General features: G+C 64.2%; 1 pseudogene. It reads left to right on the forward strand.

From position 1 onward, the window contains the following. Positions 1-127: 127 nt before the first annotated feature. A pseudogene (locus AC066Y_RS43435) lies at positions 128-254 on the forward strand (transposase); the annotation flags it as partial.

The following is a 254-nucleotide window of genomic DNA, read 5'->3' on the forward strand; positions in this document are numbered from 1 at the left end:
GTTGCCCGCTCCGAACCGGGATCAACCCATCACCGCGCGCCGGCGGCGTCAATCATCCCGACCGCGCTATCCAGAGCATTCCGCGCAAGTCAAGCCCAGGCACCCGTGATCCTCTCGTGACGCTCACCCCGATACGCGTATCACCTTCCGCGGCGACAGCCATTACGCCGGCCCCGAGGCGATGACTTTTTGCGAGCAAAACGGCGTCGATTACATCTTCGCGCTAGCCGGCACGAAGCCGCTCGCCAGAAAGG

The organism is Bradyrhizobium sp. USDA3010 (genome assembly GCF_056429065.1).